Source organism: Enhygromyxa salina, from assembly GCF_002994635.1.
In the GTDB taxonomy this organism is placed as follows: Bacteria; Myxococcota_A; Polyangia; order Nannocystales; family Nannocystaceae; genus Plesiocystis; species Plesiocystis salina_B.
Genome location: NZ_PVNL01000114.1, coordinates 26,122 through 41,221, shown reverse-complemented (window position 1 = coordinate 41,221; position 15,100 = coordinate 26,122). Strand labels below are relative to the sequence as shown.

Genomic DNA, 15,100 nt, shown 5'->3' with positions numbered 1-15,100 from the left:
GTGGAGACGGGGGTCGTGGGTGAGGCGTCGACGGCTGCGCTGCCGGAGACGCCTGAGGCTTAGCGGGTGGTTGTGGCGGCTGTCGGAGCTTCTGCCGCGCTTCGCGGCGCGAACACTTCGCTCCGTCCGCAGGTGGAGTAGAGTGATGTTCATGGCCGCGAAGCTGTATGACCCTGCGACACCCGTCGACAGCAAAGATGAGCTGCGGGCGCTGCTCGTTCTTTCGCTGTCGGATTCCCCTCAATCTCGGGCTGTCTTGCCCCGCAGATCGGGAGTCTGATAACATCGCGCGCGTGTGGGGCCTCCGTAACCGAACTGCGTACGCGGCCGACCGCAACTGGACCCGCGACGAGCATGGCGTTCACTGGTGGGTAGTGGCCATCCGCGCCACCTTCATGATCACAACGGACGGCAAGCTGAGCCTGGCCGACGAGCAGCTGCCCCCACCCCTCGCACCCGAGCACTACGGCGCTCCAGGCGAGTCGAGCCTCCGCTACGACTCCGAGTTGTTGGGCCGCAAGCCGTCGACCGATGTGATCGTGCTCGGCAGCGCCCACGCGCCGGGAGCCATGCCGGCCCCAACGGTCCCCGTCACCCTGCGGATTGGATCGATCGACAAGACCCTGCTCGTCCACGGCGATCGCGTCTACCACGACGCCTGGGGCGGTCTTTCGCTCACCGATCCACGCCCGTTCACCAGACAGCCGATCCGCTACGAACTCGCGTTCGGCGGAAGTGACAGCTCAGATCCAGACCCGCGTCATCACAGCCTCGATGAGCGCAACCCGATCGGGCGTGGCTTCGCCCGCCGCAACGCGACCCTGGCCAACACACTCGCCCACGCGATCGAGTACCCACACGGCAATCCGACGACATTAGGCCCCGCGGGGCTCGGCCCGATCGACCGTCACTGGCTGCCACGCCGAACGCTCGCCGGCACCTACGACACTGCATGGGCCAAGACCAAACAACCGCTGCTGCCCGACGACTACGACCCCCACTTTGCCATGTGTGCCCCTGCCGATCAGCGCCCGTCCACCGCCCTGCGTGGCGGCGAGCGTTTGGGCTTGTTCAACCTCAGCCCGCACGGCGCTTTGGTGCTCGACCTGCCCCACATCCGACTCGAGCTCGAGAGCCACTTCGGTCGGCGCATCCAATCCCACCAGCCACCTGTGCTCACCACCGTGCTCGCCGAGCCCGACGACAGCCGGCTGGCTCTCGTGTGGCAGAGCGTGCTGCGTGTGCCGGCAAGCGACGCCGACTATCTCGACGAGACCAAGATCGTCGAGAAGGGCGGCGGCACGTGAGCGATTCTCTCGAGATCGTCGCTGTCGGTGCACGGACGCCAGTAGGCCTCGTGGCCGAGACGACCGCCGCTGCCGTGCGGGCGGGCATATGCACGATTGCCGAGTATCCGTTTGTGACCCTTCGCGGCGAACCCATGACGGTCGCGGCTGACCCCAGGTTGTCGCCACAACTCGACGGCGCCAACCGCCTGTTGCCGATGGCCTATGCCGTGATCGAAGAGGTCGCGCACAAGCTCGCCGCCGCCCCAAGGCCCTACCGCGGCCCGGTCGATCTATGGCTCGCGCTGCCGGAGTCACGACCGGGATTTCCCGAGCATGAGTTGCAGACCACCGCGAAGCAATTGACAACGAGCTTGGCCGCCACGGGGACCTCGTTGCGGGCCGACCTGGTTGGCCGCGGACACGCCGGGGTCGCCCAGGTCATCGAGCGTGCGGCCCAAGAGGCCGCCGTGGGCCGCGAAGTGCTCACTGTCGTCGTTGGGATCGACAGCTACATCCATCCAGAAACCCTGACGTGGCTCGAGCATGAGCGCTTGTTTGGCCCCGACGCCCGCAACGGCTTTCACCCGGGGGAAGCCGCGGGTTGCCTGGTGCTCGCCAGCCCGCGGCTGCGTCACGTCCTGGGCCTGCCTTGCCTGGCGACGATCGCCGGCGTGGCCACGGCACGAGAGCAGCGCTTGCCGGGCAGCGAGACCGGCTCGTTCGGCGAGGGAATGACCCAAGCCCTGCGCGGTGCGGTTGCTGGCTTGCAATTCCCCGATCAGGCCGTCGACACGATATATTGTGACATCAACGGCGAGCGCTACCGCAGCGAGGAATGGGCCTTTGTGAACCTCCGCGAACCCACGGCCATTCGCGCGCCGGGCTACGACGCGCCAGCGGATTGTTGGGGCGACGTCGGGGCGGCCAGCGGCGCCCTGTTTGGCGTGCTCGCCGTACGTGCGTGGGCCCGCGGCTATGCTGCCGGTCCGCACGCGTTGGCTCTGACCGGTTCGAGCAACGGCCTGCGCGGCGCGATACTGTTCGAGCAACCCTCGCGTCAAGGACCAAACGCGTGACCGTATCGATCAACCCTCCCATGACACCGGTGACGGCAGGCAGCGGCGGCATCGCTGCCGCCACCACCCCAAACGTCTGCAAGATGCCCGGCCCGCCCGCGCCCTTCGTGCCCACCCCCTTGCCCAACATCGGCAAGAGTGGCGAGTCACCGAAGAACTTCAGCAAGAGCGTCGTCATCGGCGGCAAAAAGGTTGCGATCAAGGGCGCCACGTTCAAGTCGATCGGCGACGCCGCGAGCAAGGGGACCGGCGGCGGCGTGGTCTCGGCCGCCACCCATGGGGTGACCAAGTTCGTCGGGCCCGGCTCGATGAACGTCAAGTTCGAGGGCAAGAATGTCCAGCTCCTCAGCGATCCCATGTTGAACAACTGCGGGCCAAGCGGCGCACCGGGCAATGCCGCGACCGTGCTCGGCATCATGCAAAAAAGCGGACTCATGACCGCGGTGGAGGCCCAGACATGCGTCGTCTGCGGAAAGGAGCACGAGGCGCTCGAGGAGACCGAGGCCACCAAGACCGACCTCGGGGTGCTCCGAATTCAGTTCGAGGCGCAGATTAGGGCCCTCGAGGCGGAGCGCGCGATCACGAAGGCAGCGCTGCGGCAACAGTGGTTGACCAAGCGCAACAAGGAGCCACCCGCGGACATGATGAAGTCGAAGGTCAGTGTTCGAACCATGCTTGGCGTGGTGGAGTGCATGTGCAAAAAGCAATACGGCGATCAGTCGGGGATGACGACTGTGGAACTGTGTGCCGCTGCCGCCCAGTCGGGCATGCGTCACGCGAGCGGCGTCACCGCGTCCTACGGGGACGGCAAGAAGGCGAAAGCGACGGCCCGGGCCGAACAAGTCGCGGCGGTGGCGGAAGGTCTGAAGGACTTCACGGGCAGTACTGCGACAGTTAATGAACGATGGGATTGCGCGGTGCAAGAGGCACAGGTTAGCAGTGAACTGCGCGACGGTCCCGCCGCCTATCCTCCAGGAGTCTGCGCAGCGCAGAGGGCGATGCTATTGCTCATTGACGATCAGGCGCTGCCCGCTGCAATGACCGAAGAATGGTATCACGACCAAGGCGAGTCGACGGATTCGCCTCTCGAATACATCGATGCGAGTCGAGGCGGCCGCGAACTTCTCGTCCAAGAAATCAACGACCGAGACACAGCGCCTCCCTGCAAGACTTGCAGTGTCATTCTCCCTATGCTGCTCTGCACGAAAGACAAAAAGACATGCGACCACAGGACCTAGAACCGGAGATGGAGGCGTGGTTGCAACGGGCCTTCCCTCGCCTCGATGAAGAGATCGAGGGGGCGTCCAGCGGTGAAGTTGACGAAATTCGGAGGATCGTGGGGCATGACCTCCCGCGCTTCTATGAGTGGTTTCTCCTCCGCATGGGCCGCAGCATGGGCCGCATCGGCGTCACTTCGCGGTTCGACTACACGGCGAGGCGAGTTCTATGGTGCTACGAACAAGGCCTCGCAGAACCAGACCCCAATGACCTACTGATCGGATTCGACACGACGAACGACCCCATGGGTCTTCAGATCTTCTATGACTTCACCCGGCCCTGCCGAGATGACGCAATGACGGGCAAGGGGGAGCCCGATGCCGGCCCGGTCTATCCTGAGTTCGAGACGTTCAGGGAACACATTGGCTGGGGGAAAACCACGGTCCTTCTGGTGATGGAGTCACCGTCCCACTGTGCGGGCGTCCTCGCCAGCCGCACGCCTGGCCAAAACGCTGTAGACCAACTCAAGAAGTTCATGACTCGACACGGGTTCGATCAGCCGCTGCCTACGGGTTCGTATTGTGGGATCTTCATGAGGACGGACATGACGATGACCTGCACTCGGAGCATCCTCGTCAAAACAGACACGCTAGCGTTCCGGTTGGGCGGCCAGAGCCAGGCCTGGCTGCGCCGGTTCCTGGGCGAAATCGCACTATCGGACGATTTGGAACTACATGAAGACATGCTCGAGTGGGGCGGGTCGTCGAGGTAGCAGCATGTTGTTCGGGTCTCAGTCCGACACCATCACCGCCGATGAAGAATCCGAGCGCCGGTTTGCGTCGGGCGAAACCGTGCCGCCTTGCGGCAGCTGTGAGCTGCTCGTCCCGCTACTATTGTGCGCTGACGACGGGGCCGTGTGCTCACACCCCGAGAGTCTCATGAGTGACTCGGCCAATCGCACACCGAACGACGCCCGGGTGAGCCTTGCCGAGGCGCCCTGCTTCGAGTCGCTCGAGGCGATGCTCGCTTGGCGGCTCTACCCTCAGCGCTGCAACGGTGTGATTCGCTATCACAAGGCGGACTTCGGGATGGAGTTCGATCAAGCGACCTCGGACCTGGGCTTCGCGCGCTGCTCGGCCAGCTCACCGTCGATCACGGCTTCGAACTCCCGTTGCTCCACTGGGATCCCGTCGTGGTCTGAGGCCAGGAGTTCATGAACTCTCCGCGAGGGTCCCCACGGCCGACCAACCAGTCGGCGTAGACACGTCGAGCGTCGTCGGCTCGAGGATCGTTGTAGATCGACTCGAGCAGTCGCTGCTGGTTGGACTCGAGGACCATGGTGGCACGAGCATAGCCCGCAGCCTCGGCCTGTCTCTCCATAAAGGCTGTTCGGATCCGCACTCTTGCAGGAGGGGATTGTCGGTGGAGCACCCGGAGGCGCCTGGTGCTCCTACTCCGATGAGTACTGGCCTACCCCGAACAACTGGACGGTCTTGGTGAAGCCATCGCGGACTACCCCCGGCCGCTGGTGATCATCTCGACGCATCGAGCGATCACGTAGAACGGGATCACGAAGGCGAGAACCATCGCGGAGACCGCAGCCTCCTGGGGCGCACTGTTGGCCCCGTCGAGTCCTGCGAACAAAGCAAAGAGGCCGATGACCGCGACGACGACCGCGATGATGGAGAAGGTGATTTGGGCGTGTTTCATGGTGCGGCATCGTACGCGCACCCGGCGCAGAAGTCCAAGCGGGGACCGGCCGCGGCTCGGTCAACAGCCGGTCAACAGCGAGACCCCGAAATTCAAAAAGCCCCGGAAACGGGGCTGCAGGCTAGCGGGAGACGGGATTCGAACCCGATCAGTGCCACTTCGAGAAACGTCAACGATGACGGGGATTTGGGACGTAAGTGGCTGATATGGTTCGGGTTTCGTCATTCCGTTTGGTTCCGGCGGGTGCCGACGGGGGCCACGACGCGGTGCAGAGTCACAGCACATGAACAGGCAAGCACATGAACAGGCACATCGCACCATGGTCCAAATCTCGGGCTGCAGGGTCACAGCACGCTGACAGCACAGGCGCCTGCGACACACCAGCCTCCAGCGAGAGGCCTTGGCGACGTCGGCCTCGCCGGCCGCCGCGCCCGCCACGCCGCCCGCCTGCACGGTGCGCTCGAAGGTCCGGCTGCTTACCGGCGCCATCCACGCGCCCAGCAAGTTCGCTAGCCATTTTTTTGGGGGATAGCCGTGGCACGGTCAAGAGACGGAAGCGCCTTGGCCGCCGGCGCAACAGGGGGAGCTATCTCGGTGTCGATAAGCGCCAACCTCCATGTTTTGGTCCGCGTGCGACCCCGTGGTACGATCGCTGGGGCACGATCGCTATTGATGCACTTTGTGGTGCCAACGTGTCCCTCTGACCTCCCAGACTACAATGATCGAGATCAATAACTACGTCACCCGCTACACGTACATCAATCCGCTTGGCCTGCCCCGGGCAGTGCTATACACGCGCAACAAGATCGAGCCACCTAAACTACTGCGAGTCTTGTCCCAATTTCTAGGTTTAGACGGCCCCATAAATCTGGAGGTGCATTGCGATGACTGGACGGCAGGGCGGCAGCTAATATATGACAGTTCAGTGCGTACGATTTTGGGGCATATGCGTGACAAAGGCTGGACCCTGGAAGTCTTCCAGCACTTCCTGGATAAGTGCGAAAACAATGCGCCTCTTTTTTCACACAGGTCAACATTTGCTGCGCACGACCAAGTCGAATGGGAAAACTAGGCGCCGCAGGATAAGTGCTGCGAAGGGATCGTCTGGGCAGCGTGGGGCAGGAACCTCCCCCCTCGTTGTCCGGAATATGCTGCGCACGACCAAGTCGAATGGGAAAACTAGGCGCCGCAGGATAAATGCTGCGAAGGGATCGTCTGGGCAGCGTGGGGCAGGAACCTCCCCCCTCGTTGTCCGGAAATGGAACGCGCGTCCAGGTCGTGCCATCGAAGCGAACCAGGTCTCTGGCCGCGAACGAGCCGGTCAACTCCCAACCGGCAGCTTCTAGATGTCACGCTCGCCGCTGCTTGGCAGCAGCCCGGTGCAGCTCATCCATGGTCACACCGATCGCCCGGTCCAGATCCCGGATCGACGTCCTGATCCACCGAACTCCGTTGTCTGGGCTCAACAACTCGATATCGAACGTCGTCGGACCTGTCCACGCGCGGTTCTCCTCAGACCACGGCCCGCGCTGGATCACCCTGCCGGTCCAGCCGTCGAGCGTCGTGGTGTGCACGACCTCGGCGCGGGACGGACCTCGCCGGAGAACATGGACCCCAATCGCCACGCCGACCATGACGGCCGCACCGACGACCCAACCGCACCAACTCCCCCGCCGATGCTCGACCACGGTGACGTTGGCCCGCGACCATCGGGCGGGCGCATCAGCATCGCGGGCTGGCGGCCGCCGTTCGCGGTGGGTCTGACTTGTCGGTGCGCGAGCCCTGTCTGCTCGAGCGCCGGGCGGGGGCGTAGATCCTCGGGTGTCCTGCATGCCGTGCCGTCTCTCGCCGCTACGAGTTGCCACCCGTCGACGGGTCGAAGGAGCGCCAGCTCTCGGGGATCGGCCGACCGGTATCGATCGAGTACTCCGGCCCGCCGTCGGACAGCCTCAGTTTCTCGATCCCCCACTGCGCGATCGAACTCCAGATCTCCGGCCCCGGATCGTTGCCACGATCGGCGTCGCTCTGTCGGTGCCCGAGCACGAACCGGATCCCCTGCCGCTTCAGAAGCATGAGCAGCTTCCGGCCCGCCTCGATCTGCTCGCGCGTCAGGGTGTCGCGGCCGTACGTCTCTGGGCGCCACCAGTTGCCGTTGACGGAACGCAGGTTGCCCGCAAACTCGATCGCCACGGAGCGCGAGTTGAAGCCATGCGACGCTGACAGACGTGCGTTGACAGGGTGAAGCTGCCCGATCGTGCCATCCGGCGTGACCACGAAGTGCGCCGTGACCTTGCGGTAGGACAGTAGATCGTTCCCGCGCGAGAACGCCATCTGATGAAGCACCACCGCGTCGACCGGCTGACGACGCGACGAACGCTTGTTCGCCGGCGCGGCCTCGCACAGGTTGACGATTTTGACCCTCGTCGAGCGTGCGTGCGCCCACCAGGCGACAGCACCGAACGCGACAACCGGCGAGAGTCCGACCGCGACCGCCAACATCACGACCTCCGCGCGAGCTCGGCCATGAGTCGGCGCGTCTTGGCTGAGATCGGACCTTCGTACCGGGACAGCTTCGCCGCACAGGCCCGGATCTCCGTGGGGATGTCGACGCTTCGCTCCACGATCGCCAGGTGACCGGGCGCAACCTTCATCAGCGCCGAGTGCTTGCCCGTGCCATAGCGCAGGACCACCACCGAGCGCCCCTCGTCGCTGGACACCATCTCGACCTTGAACACCGTGTCGGTGCCGATGCCGAGACCAACGGCGATCTGCGAGCGCGCGCGAAAGCGGACGACGTCATTGCGCTTGAACTGCAGTCGCCGCTTCTTGCCTGGCTTCGGGTCGGCCGACGACTTCGCGTCAGGCGTGGTCTCCGTGTCCGTCACTGACTCGAGGGCAGCCGCGGCGGGCTTCTTCTTGGTCGTCGGCTTCTTCTTGGTCGCCGGCTTCTTCTTAGTCGCCGGCTTCTTCTTGGTCGCCGGCTTCTTCTTGGCCGCCGGCTTCTTCTTGGCCGCCGGCTTCTTCTTGGTCGCCGGCTTCTTCTTGGTCGCCGGCTTCTTCTTGGTCGCCGGCTTCTTCTTGGTCGCCGGCTTCTTGGCCGCCGGCTTCTTGGCCGCCGGCTTCTTCTTGGTCGCCGGCTTCTTGGCCGCGATCGCGGTCGTCGTCGCGGACTCTTCGGTGGCCGCGGGCGGCTTCATGGCCGCAGGCTTCATGGTGACCGCTGCCTCCTTCGTGGTCGTGGCCTTCTTCTCGGTCGCAGCCTTCGCCGCCTTGCCGGTCTGCTTCGTCGACTTTTTGGCACTCATGTTTTTCTCCTCGACAGCTCGCTCGCGCTTGCGAGCAGCCTTGCGTTCGGCCTCGATCCGCGCCTTGGCCCAGCGAAGACGCTTCTTGCCCTCAGCGGCCAACCGCTTCGCGCGCAAGTCGTGGACGTCGGCCGTCATCAAAGCGGTGTTCTCGGCAAACTCCCGCTCGAGCTTTGTCAGGTCCAGCTCGCCACCCGTGGGTTCGTCGAACTGGACCTTGTTGCCGAAGTCACTGGGATACAGATGCCCGAGCCACGGCCCGGCCACCCGGAACCTGACGCCCTGCGGGGCCTCGCGAAACAGCCTGTCGAAGGTAGCAGCCAAGGCATGGGGGAAGTCCGCGTAGCCTACTTTCGGATCGTAGGTCGAACTCGCGGGCAAGGGCTTGGCCGGCAACCATCCCCCGCCCTCGCCCACCTTGGTCCGTATCAGCAGCTCATTGATGTTCCACGCTGCCCATAGTGGCTCGCCGCGTCGCAGCATCGCCGCGACCACCGTGTCCTGCAGCGTCCAGCCCTCGGGCAGCTCGGTGAGCGGGAGTCCAGTCTTCGCCTGCTCTGCGAGCTCCCTGAGCACGCTCTTGCTGGTCACGTTGCCGCCGGTCGCCGTCACCGGCCCGACCCCCACGGACCCATCCGGGGCGGGGACCCAGTAGATCGTGCGCCCGCCGAAGCGCCCCGATCGAAAGTCATTGAGCGAGGTCTTCGCCGTCTTCAGCTTGCCGCTGACCCTCGAGCGTGGGATCAGGTTCACGAGCTCGTGCAGAGTCTGCCGACTGATCGGCCCGCGGTACGGCACGTACTTGGATCCCAGCGCGGCGATGAACGTCGGCAGTGACACGCCAAGCGGAGTGACGTGTGTCTCCGCGGTCATCCCGGCCGGAAACGGCTTTCCCCTGATCCAATACTGCGCCTTGTGGCGGTCGCCGTTCTCCGCCACGAGGTACGGCTGTCCCACACCAATCTCGATCGGGTTGAGGGGATCATCGGGCTCGTACACGATCCCGCTCGGCACCAGCTGCTCGAGCAGCGCCTGTTGGCCAACGAAGTCCAGCACGTCCGGCAGTTTGTCGACGGCCGGCACCTTCGGGGCAGATCGGCTGGCTCGCGTACGCGCGACTCGGTTCGCGCTCTCGGCCTTGGCCTCGCTGATCCCCACCAGCTTCCCGCGAAAGAACTCGGGTTCGTCGTCAGGCTGACACAGCATCAGCTGGCGCGCCGGGCTCTTGAGCCCTTCCATGGTCGGCGGGCACGAACCTACGGGGTCCGTTTGGTAGGTCGTGCACAGTGTCAGCGACTCGTCGTCGACGTGCTTGAAACATGACGTCCCCGCGATCGAGCTCCAGCCCGTGCCTTGCTCCGCGAGAGATTGTTGAAACTGATCCCACGCGAGCTTGAACTCGTCCGGCGTCGGTAGTTTGGATTTCGGCATGGTGGGCTCCTTCACGTTGTCTGGGACCCTCACGGGTTTCGAAAGCTGATCAATGTCGGCCGCGCGACGCAGCTCGACGAGCAAGCTCTCGATCGCGTCCTCTTCGGCCTCAAACACCCCACGGACCCCAAAGCCCCAGCTCTCGGGACCGCGAACCATCACCTCAGTCACGTGTCCGGCTGGCCCCAGACCCTTGGTGTAGTTGATCCCACCAGGATTCCAACGCATGTGCAGGCGTCGCTCCTCTCGACCGTGCGAGCCGAGAGTCGGGTGCGCGCGCCAGTACGCCGCGTTGAAGCGACGCACGGTCAGCTCCCCCTTGGCCATCGCCGCGTCGGCGATCTCGAGCAACGCCCGCGCGTCGGCTCGGCGTCGACGCTCGGCGTCGGCGTCGTTCTCCGCTCGGCGCTTCGCTTCCGCCTGTCCCTTCGCGTCGAGCCCCGCAAAACCGATCCGCCCGTTGCACAAGGCCGAACCATCATCACGGTCGACAAATGAAACCTCATGGATCGATGCGAGCACCCGCTGTGCAACGTCGGTAGCGATCGAACACAGCCTCTTGTAGATCTGCTCAGGCTCGCTCTTCGGGTCATAGAGCGTGGGATCCAGCGACGCGCGCATGCTCTCGCCGTAGCTGGCCAGGTACGCCCGGCTGTACGCGAGGGCCTCCAACGCCAGCGCGATGCTGGGCGAGTCGTTCCTGCCGAGTACGTCAAAGAACGCTCGCCGCTCGAATGTCTCACGGGTCTCCGACGGGGTTCGCCGTACCCAATGATCGTAATCATAATCACGGTACCAAGAATGCGAACGTTGGTCGGTAAGCTGTTCGAGTCGAGCCCGCCACGTCTCGGCGAGCTCGAACACCGGCCGACTCTCGGGGTCGTGTTCGATGCTGGCGAGCACGCCGCTGAACTCGGCGCGGCCGTAGGTGTCGCCGCGTTCGGGCGGTGGCGGCCAATCCCCACGCTCGAACGCAAGTTGTCCGCGCACACGAGACAAGAGCACGCTCGCCTGGTCGGGCTTGACGATCCGGTTGCGGTTGATCCACGCGCGGAGCTTCGCGCCCCATCCCTTGCGCTCGGCGGCCGTGAACGCTTCGCGGATCTTGGAAAGCTCCGGCGCGAGCGGCCCCGGCTCGACACCGAAGCGCTTGGCGAGCGCGGCGAGGTCATCATCGGTCGGGCCCTCGGCGCTCGGTGGTGCACGTTCGGGCGCGGGCTCGACATTGCCCGCTGAACCCACGTCCGTCGCCCCAACTGCCTCGCCCTCATACTCCACCTCGGTCGGGATTCCCTTGGCCCGAAGCGACCTCGCCACGAGCTCCACGCGCTCGCGCGGCTGAAAGCCGCCGCGGGTCTTCGGCACGTACCAACCACATCCGGTCGGCAACCGCCGCGAGTAGCGAAAACGATACGGCGAGCGCAGCCGCTTGATCGTCTCTTTGTGCGTGGCCGTTGCACCGCACAGCAAGACCCCTTCTTTTCGGCTGTAGCGAACGACGAGTCCCAGATGGTCTGGGATCGCGCGAACCGGTGCAGCTTCCCGCTGGGCTTCCCGCCCGATGCGAGCGGCTTCGATCTCGGAGCGGTCGCTCGCTTCCTTGGCTGCGCGCGCGAGCAACTCTGCGACTGTCTGCTCGAGCTCGACGACAATCGACTCGGTGCTGCCGTAGTTGTTGGGCCGCTGCCATCCGCCAACGTAGCCCGCGAACACCCGCGACTGGGTGCTGACCGATCCCTCCTTGTCGATCACGATCCGAAGCGTGTCGGTCGGATCCGTGACGAACTCGTTGATCCCGCTCCAGCGCTCGCGTGGAGTGTGACGCCAACCCTCCGCTTGGAGCCGCTGGATCACGAGCTTCCGAGCGTGGGCTTCGGTCATGGGCGTGTCGTCGACCACGAACAGATCCCCCGGCCGCTGGATCTCGAGTTCGACCTCGCCGGTCCACACCACGCTAGGCTGCTCATTCTCCTCGTCGCCGCGGTACCACGCGCGCACCAGGTCGCCGGCCTTCTCTACCCGTCGGATCTCTCGTTCGCCATCGCCGACGATGCGCACGACATCGGCGAGGCGCAGCTCTCGTGCCTCGATCTTCATTACTCACCTCCGAGTTGTCGCCGACTCCTGCCGGCTGCTGATCAGGGATCGATGTTGAATTCCCAGCGAGCGACAAAGATCTTGCCCTCCTTGGGATCATTATCGAGGGCCCGCACGGTGACCAAGCCACGCATGCTGTCCTCGCTGAACATGATCTGCTCGAGCAGCCCGCTCGCACCGATCCTGATCATCTTGACCATCTCCCGATCCACGTACCACTCGAGCTCGTTGGTGCGATACGGCAGGCTCAGATCGTAGGGCGTGGCCGGTCGCACCTGATAGGTCTCGCCGGTTAGGTTGCTCGGCTTAAAGGTCTGCTCGGGCTTGCCCTCGCCGCCGTAGCCCTTCTTCTTCGGCTCAACCGAGCGAGCCGCGAGCAGGATCTTCGAGCGCGGCACCTCGACCAGGTCCCCAACCCTGAACCCGTGTCCGGCGTGCGCCCCATGGTGCTCGGCGTACACGACCGGCCCGATGACCCGACCGCGGACCAGGGTCTTCTCCACGCTCAGCACCTTCGCCGAGATCAGCTCTTGCCGGGTCTGCGTGTAGTTGCCGACCGGCTCGCTCTCGACCGCGACCACGACCTGATCCTCTTGCGTCATGGCGTTGACCACCGCGTCTTCGGGCGGCCACGAGTCGGGAAACTGCTCGTTGAGCACCTTCTCGAGCTCGGCCGGCAGCTCGGGCGGGCTCAGAAAATGGCCTTTGGGGTTCGTGTCTGTCGGCTCCGGGCTGGGAGCCGGCCGCGGCGGCCCGCTCGGCGTCGGTCCTGGGCGCGCGTCGGGTGAGATCGGCCGCGCGCCGTCTGGCTTCTTCTTGCGTTGTTGCCACCACCACACACCACCGCCGACGAGTCCGGCGACGGTGAGACTGGCAGCAACGATCCCGATGACCTTCATCGTGCTCATCGTGTGCTCCTCGTGTTCGAGAACCTGCGGGCGTCGTGGATCAGCATCGATCACCTGCCCACCCAAATGTCAGTTGGCCGTGGGTGCCGGGGACGATCCCCTCGACACGCGCAGCCAAAACCATGGCCTGGCCCTTAATTCCCACCGCCGGGAACGGCGAGCCGTCGTCGCTCATGTAGGCGACGGGCAGCTCGAGCTTGGGCATGATGATCAGCGGGACTTGATCGGGGTCCGCGAGCGCGGCGTCGATCTCGGTCGGGCTGCTGGTCTCGCTGCTGATCTTCTCAGCCGGTACCCACGCGATCGTGACCGCGGGCGCCTGCGTCTTGTCCACGTACAGGCCGGTGCCCTTGTTGATCGTGACCCACGAGACAAACCGCAGCCCCGTCGCGCCGCGGGTGAACGCCGCCGCGTGCAGCGTCGACCCGGCGTCACCGTCGAAGCGGCGGATGCTCGACCGGCAGATCACGGCACGAGCTCCTTCGCGCCGATGTAGTCGGGCCACGCGAGCGGCACTTGCTGGTAGAGCTTGTCCTCGTCGATCCCCAGCGACTCCGCCGCCTCGATCGCTCGCCGCCGGACCGAGCGCGACCGGGCGCTCTCCTCTTCAAAGTCGGCCACCAACGCAGGCGAGGCCAGTCCGCGCTTGAGCGCGAGCACGTTGCGAGCGGCGGCCGGCATCTTGCGAAACTCGGCCCGGTTCACCAGCCGCCACACGTAGTCGACAAAGAACACCGTGGCGCGCCACGGGTTGAACACGTCGTAGGGCGTGACCTTGCCGCGGCGCATCTCGTCGGTGCCGCGCCACGGTGCCAACGCGCTCGACGGCAGCAGGCCGTAGGGTCCGCCGCTGCCGAAGATCCACATCCGCCGCGGATACGGTGACTCGCCGTAGGTGGCGAGGTTGCGGTCATACCCCTCGGCGGCCGCGGCCGACTCGGCGACCTGCTTCTCGCGCGCGGCGTTGCTGGGCTCAGCCCACCATGGGAACAACTCCGGCCGACCAAGCCCGGCCTTGGGGTTGCCGCGACTCTCGGTGTAGCGCTGGATCGCGGCGAGGATCTGCAGCTCTTTGGGTGCCCCCGTACGCGCGACCAGCCGCTCATAGCCGGGCGATCGTGCAGCGTAGACAGCCGCACCCGCGAGCGAGCCAACCGCCAGCCCGGCGACGGCAACCCACACCCATCCCGGCACGGCCGGCTGGACCTCGCTGTTCACCGTGGCGGCTCCGGGGGTGTCTTGGCCGCGTGGATGATCAGCGCGGTCCCGCCGATCGCCACGACCGAGCCCACGAAGATCCCCGCCGCCCAGAGCCACGGGCGCGTGATCCTCTCCCACACGTTCGCGGCCTTCTCCTCGGCGTCGGCCGCAGCTTCCTCGACCGCTTCCGCTGCGTCGTCGGCCACCTTGTTGGCCCGCGCGAGCCCATCCATGACGCGACCCATGAACCCCTCGCCCATGTCGTCAGCGTGGTCAGCCAAGATCCCAAGCTGCTGGGCAAAGTACATGTGCATGATCGCGTCCGGCACGGGCCCGGCCCCACGCCGTCGCTGGACCAAGCCGAGGTAGACCGCGTTGGTCGCGGTGCTCTCCGGGTCGAGCTCGCTCAGAACCTTGCGGTAGTCGTTGAGCCGCCGCAGGTACGCCAGAAACTCCGTGTCGTAGCGCTTCCGCTCCGAGTCCGGGATCTTGTAGCTGGGGAACCGCTCCCAGAGATCCTGCGCGAGCAGGTGCACCCGCTGGGCTTCGTCGGCGACCTCGTCGAGCAGCGACCCCAGCCGCGCCGCCGTCCGCTCCTCGAGGTCGTCGAACTCGGGCCACAGGTCATCGAGCACGTTGGTGTAGTGGACCGCCGTCACAGGCGGCGGGAGACCGGGGTCTAACGACAGCCGCGCGCCAACCGTGGCCGACTTGGTGATCGGCACGCCCTCCTCGAGATCGTCGTCGTCGTCGAACGCATGCGGACCGCTCGGACCCAGCGACAGATCAGGGGCCTTCACGTGCGGGGTCAGGGCCGCGAGCGCGGCCTTGGGATCGATGAACGCGACGTTGGTCGTTGGCATCCT

At 65.3% G+C, this 15,100-nt stretch carries 14 protein-coding genes; 5 read left to right on the top strand and 9 right to left on the bottom strand.

Annotated elements, in window-relative coordinates; translation table 11 throughout:
* Positions 1 to 293 precede the first annotated feature (293 nt).
* The 4 genes from ENSA7_RS28425 to ENSA7_RS28410 all read left to right on the top strand — a co-directional run bounded on the left by ENSA7_RS28425 (position 294) and on the right by ENSA7_RS28410 (position 4,355).
* Positions 294 to 1,307: a DUF2169 family type VI secretion system accessory protein gene (locus tag ENSA7_RS28425; RefSeq protein WP_106092515.1), complete on the top strand. Its 1,014-nt coding sequence runs from the start codon at positions 294 to 296 to the stop codon at positions 1,305 to 1,307.
* Positions 1,308 to 1,441: 134 nt separating this feature from the next.
* Positions 1,442 to 2,365, top strand: a complete 924-nt coding sequence (locus tag ENSA7_RS28420) for a hypothetical protein (RefSeq protein ID WP_244923939.1) — start codon at positions 1,442 to 1,444, stop codon at positions 2,363 to 2,365.
* Positions 2,362 to 3,603, top strand: coding sequence for a DUF4150 domain-containing protein (locus ENSA7_RS28415; protein WP_244923938.1), 1,242 nt, complete (start codon positions 2,362 to 2,364; stop codon positions 3,601 to 3,603). The genes ENSA7_RS28420 and ENSA7_RS28415 overlap by 4 nt, the downstream gene beginning before the upstream one ends.
* 8 nt (positions 3,604 to 3,611) lie before the next feature.
* Positions 3,612 to 4,355: a hypothetical protein gene (locus ENSA7_RS28410; RefSeq protein WP_106092508.1), complete on the top strand. Its 744-nt coding sequence runs from the start codon at positions 3,612 to 3,614 to the stop codon at positions 4,353 to 4,355.
* A gap of 380 nt (positions 4,356 to 4,735) precedes the next feature.
* Here the strand turns inward: ENSA7_RS28410 and ENSA7_RS28405 are convergent, their stop codons facing one another.
* A complete protein-coding gene (locus tag ENSA7_RS28405; RefSeq protein WP_181234205.1) occupies positions 4,736 to 4,921 on the bottom strand; it encodes a TIGR02996 domain-containing protein in 186 nt (61 codons plus the stop codon).
* A gap of 174 nt (positions 4,922 to 5,095) precedes the next feature.
* Positions 5,096 to 5,293, bottom strand: coding sequence for a hypothetical protein (locus ENSA7_RS28400; RefSeq protein ID WP_106092506.1), 198 nt, complete (start codon positions 5,291 to 5,293; stop codon positions 5,096 to 5,098).
* Between the two features lie 718 nt (positions 5,294 to 6,011).
* On the opposite strand from ENSA7_RS28400, the gene ENSA7_RS42595 reads away from it, so the two are divergent.
* Complete coding sequence (locus ENSA7_RS42595) at positions 6,012 to 6,365, top strand: hypothetical protein (protein WP_146158232.1); 354 nt, start codon at positions 6,012 to 6,014, stop codon at positions 6,363 to 6,365.
* A gap of 277 nt (positions 6,366 to 6,642) precedes the next feature.
* Here ENSA7_RS42595 and ENSA7_RS28395 read toward each other — a convergent pair whose 3' ends face one another.
* The 7 genes from ENSA7_RS28395 to ENSA7_RS28365 all read right to left on the bottom strand — a co-directional run bounded on the left by ENSA7_RS28395 (position 6,643) and on the right by ENSA7_RS28365 (position 15,097).
* A complete protein-coding gene (locus ENSA7_RS28395; RefSeq protein ID WP_106092505.1) occupies positions 6,643 to 6,927 on the bottom strand; it encodes a hypothetical protein in 285 nt (94 codons plus the stop codon).
* 217 nt (positions 6,928 to 7,144) lie between these two features.
* A complete protein-coding gene (locus ENSA7_RS28390) occupies positions 7,145 to 7,792 on the bottom strand; it encodes a peptidoglycan recognition protein family protein (RefSeq protein WP_106092504.1) in 648 nt (215 codons plus the stop codon).
* On the bottom strand, positions 7,792 to 12,126 hold the full coding sequence (locus tag ENSA7_RS44290) for a hypothetical protein (RefSeq protein ID WP_181234204.1): 4,335 nt from the start codon (positions 12,124 to 12,126) through the stop codon (positions 7,792 to 7,794). Before ENSA7_RS44290 ends, ENSA7_RS28390 begins: the two co-directional genes overlap by 1 nt.
* A gap of 41 nt (positions 12,127 to 12,167) precedes the next feature.
* Positions 12,168 to 13,034 carry a hypothetical protein gene (locus ENSA7_RS28380; RefSeq protein ID WP_106092514.1) on the bottom strand — a complete coding sequence of 289 codons (867 nt, stop codon included), beginning with the start codon at positions 13,032 to 13,034 and terminating at the stop codon, positions 12,168 to 12,170.
* A gap of 40 nt (positions 13,035 to 13,074) precedes the next feature.
* On the bottom strand, positions 13,075 to 13,503 hold the full coding sequence (locus ENSA7_RS28375) for a hypothetical protein (protein WP_106092503.1): 429 nt from the start codon (positions 13,501 to 13,503) through the stop codon (positions 13,075 to 13,077).
* Positions 13,500 to 14,252: a hypothetical protein gene (locus ENSA7_RS28370; RefSeq protein WP_244923937.1), complete on the bottom strand. Its 753-nt coding sequence runs from the start codon at positions 14,250 to 14,252 to the stop codon at positions 13,500 to 13,502. The genes ENSA7_RS28375 and ENSA7_RS28370 overlap by 4 nt, the downstream gene beginning before the upstream one ends.
* Positions 14,249 to 15,097, bottom strand: a complete 849-nt coding sequence (locus tag ENSA7_RS28365) for a hypothetical protein (RefSeq protein WP_106092502.1) — start codon at positions 15,095 to 15,097, stop codon at positions 14,249 to 14,251. The genes ENSA7_RS28370 and ENSA7_RS28365 overlap by 4 nt, the downstream gene beginning before the upstream one ends.
* Between the last annotated feature and the right edge of the window lie 3 nt (positions 15,098 to 15,100).